Origin of the sequence: Algoriphagus litoralis, assembly GCF_003259255.1 — a bacterium.
GTDB classification, from domain to species: Bacteria; Bacteroidota; Bacteroidia; order Cytophagales; family Cyclobacteriaceae; genus Algoriphagus; species Algoriphagus litoralis.
In genome coordinates this window covers 1-2889 of record NZ_QGOL01000039.1, presented here as the reverse complement: position 1 = coordinate 2889, position 2889 = coordinate 1, and the positions used below count along the sequence as shown (strand labels likewise).

General features: G+C 36.1%; 3 protein-coding genes. 2 read left to right on the top strand and 1 reads right to left on the bottom strand.

What is annotated here, in order from left to right:
* Positions 1-88: 88 nt before the first annotated feature.
* Entirely contained in the window at positions 89-871 is a 783-nt protein-coding gene (locus DK188_RS21155; RefSeq protein WP_111672856.1) for a hypothetical protein, read from the top strand.
* Positions 871-1953, top strand: coding sequence for a beta family protein (locus DK188_RS21150; RefSeq protein ID WP_111672855.1), 1083 nt, complete (start codon positions 871-873; stop codon positions 1951-1953). The genes DK188_RS21155 and DK188_RS21150 overlap by 1 nt, the downstream gene beginning before the upstream one ends.
* Here the strand turns inward: DK188_RS21150 and DK188_RS21145 are convergent.
* Complete coding sequence (locus DK188_RS21145; protein ID WP_232825788.1) at positions 1941-2699, bottom strand: sce7726 family protein; 759 nt, start codon at positions 2697-2699, stop codon at positions 1941-1943. The genes DK188_RS21150 and DK188_RS21145 overlap by 13 nt on opposite strands.
* Between the last annotated feature and the right edge of the window lie 190 nt (positions 2700-2889).

Here is a 2889-nt window from a genome sequence, read left to right as displayed (position 1 = left end):
CTATTCTAGTACTGGGTATTTTTTAATTACTAATCATTTCTTTCCTTAGTCCTGGCTATTCACCTCACCGTATTGTTTTCACCCGACAATGATAGAATCTCCAATAAAATATCAACGAAGAATTGTTTGTTTTTTGGATGTCCTTGGTTTTGGGTCTCTTTTGAAAGAGTTTGAAGAGGATGCTGATTTAGAAAATGAACCGTTGAGCTCGGAAAATTTGGTTTCGGTAAAGGCCAATGAGTTTATAGTTGCTTTTAAATCCGTTGTCCAGTTAATCCCTCAGAACTATTGCCGGTATTATCTCTTTAGCGATAACATTTGTATTTCAGCTGATGTGGAGGAAGACAGAAATATCGCCAATGAAATACTTTTTGTAGTTTCTAATTTATTTCAAAAGATGGCTTCGTTGGGATATTTCCTGAGAGGTGGTATTGATTATGGCTGGATGTTGGACGAAGAGGACATTGCAGTCGGAATACCGTTGGCCAAAGCCTATTATCTAGAATCTAAAGTTGCCAAATATCCAAGAGTAGTCATTTCGGATTCCTTTTGTGATTTACTCAAAGACATTGACGCTGATTTTGATTATCAGTTAAAAAGTGATGAAGGTTTTATTTTTATCGATCCTTTCTACAGTGTTATTAGAGCAGAGGATAGAATAGAGTTTTTTGAAACTTACAGGATAAAGATATCTGAGAAATTGGCAATGAGGTATGATGATCCAGCTATTGAAATTAAGTATAAATGGTTAGCTGAAACTTACAACTCTTTTCTTGATGAATTTCTTGAGAAAAGTGGAATTTTGCTTGAAAATGAAGAGGTTGGTGAAGAGGAATTGAAATACTTGAGAAACCTAAAAATTGAAATGTGATGAGTGCAACCTTGAAATATGTACCTGTTTTTAGAGCGAGACAGCAGGAGATTATTGTCCTTAAAGAGACAGATTTTGGAATTAGTATGTATCCAATGATCGAGGTGATTAAAGAGAAAGACAGAAAAAACAACCAACAATCCACTTTTGAAATTTATCGTGATCTACTGAATTCTATCCAATCGGAGCATGTCTTTTTAAGTCTACCAAACTACATCAAACTCTCAAATAGTACTCAGCAGGAAGTAATCACCTTTTCGAGAACAATTCTTGACTCAGTACCAGATAGAATTGATTTTATGATTCAGTTTTCTGGATTTGGTAAAGTTGTTCCTGTAATTTCTTCCCTTTTGAATCTTCAGGGTGAGGCAGAGACCATTCTACGTCAATCGGAAAGTTTAAGGGATCGTTTTTCAAGACTTGCCTACATGACTAATCCCGATTCATTTGAGGAGGATTTACCGGAAATTGAAGCGGTAATCCGTCTTGGCTCGGATTTTTTTATCTATGACTTGGGAACTGTCAGTCCTACAAATCCAATTTTCAGAAAGCACAATCGTGTACTTCGAGAGCGATTTCGGGGAGTGAATAAAATCATTATTCGAAGTGCTTTAAATTCCGATATTAAGAATGTAGAACTAATTCATAATGATGTAATTTCTGAGGCAGACAACAGTTTGATAGAATCTTTTAAAGATCAGTCATTTGATGCTTTTGGGGATTATGCAGGAATAAAGAAAGATGACTTGACAGCAGGAGGTACCATCAGTCCGGGATTTATATTCTATGATCCTTATGACAACTTGTATTATGGCTTCAAGGCAGAGGAAAAGAAGCTTTCACAATTCAAGGACTTTATTGTTCCAGCGGTTTTAGGAAGTAGTCCATTTATGAGACTTCAGGATCAGTTTCCCACTTTTGTTGAAGGTAATCCAGGCATTAAGTTGCTTCAGGATATAAATACCGGAATAGAGAATGGTCAGAATCAGGCTAAATTTAAAAAGATAGCCATGCAGCATTACCTACATTGCATGAGAGTTTGGATCGATGAAGATCGCACTATCCCGCTTTATTTGGAGTAGATCAATCGTGGGTTAATGGGATGATGGAAAAAATATTGATAGTCAAGAGGGAAGATCTCCGATGACCTTTCCTTAATAAAATTCCATTTTTTTGAATATCGTTTCTTTAAGGCTTCTTTTAAGGCCTCGTTTATTTGATTTGGGGTGTAGATTTCCAAAATATATCTTTTATCCACTGATTTGAATTCACCTCTAAGTTCTCGAGCAGTTAGGATTGATAATTGGGAAATTGAGTCAAAATTCCGATTTTTCTTAGATGCTTTTATTCTCCTAAGCGTTTTGTTTTTAAGAATATAGATTCCAAAAGAATCTGGTAAAATTAGCCTTGCCTTATCCAAGTGTTTTTCTGCTACTACCAAATAATTGTACTCAAATAGCTTCAAATAATCTTGACTTTGTTTTTCAAGTTTTTCGAGGGAGTCAAATTCGGATTTTATCTCATAGGCAGTGGTTACGCCATTTATTTTTAGTAAATCAAGCCTTGAAGTTAAAGTCCTGACCTCGAAGGCTCCAACAATATTTTCTTCAAAGAAGGACTGAGTCAGCAGCTGTTTGAAAAACAGTTCATCTTCGAAGTGGGAGAGGGCAAAAGAATTGAGTTGTTTGAGAAAATCAAGTTTAGAGCTGAAGGAAGAGAAGGTATGTGGACTAAAGGAACCGATCCACTTGCCCAACTCTTTCCCGGTCATAAGCGGGTGGTAAGACTTGAAGTTTTTGGCGTTAAAAAATTCCCGAAGGTGATCCATATTTTCCATAGGCAAATAAAGGGCTTCAAGTCAAATTCAACAAATCCCAAGCCATAAAAAGCTAATCTTGATATTGGAGAATCTAACCTATGAATTCACAGGAAACCCCAATGATTTTTGGCTCTCGAATTTCTAGCTAAATCATCCTTAGCACACTTCCATTCAAAGTTTTGGTTTTCCATCACAAAAC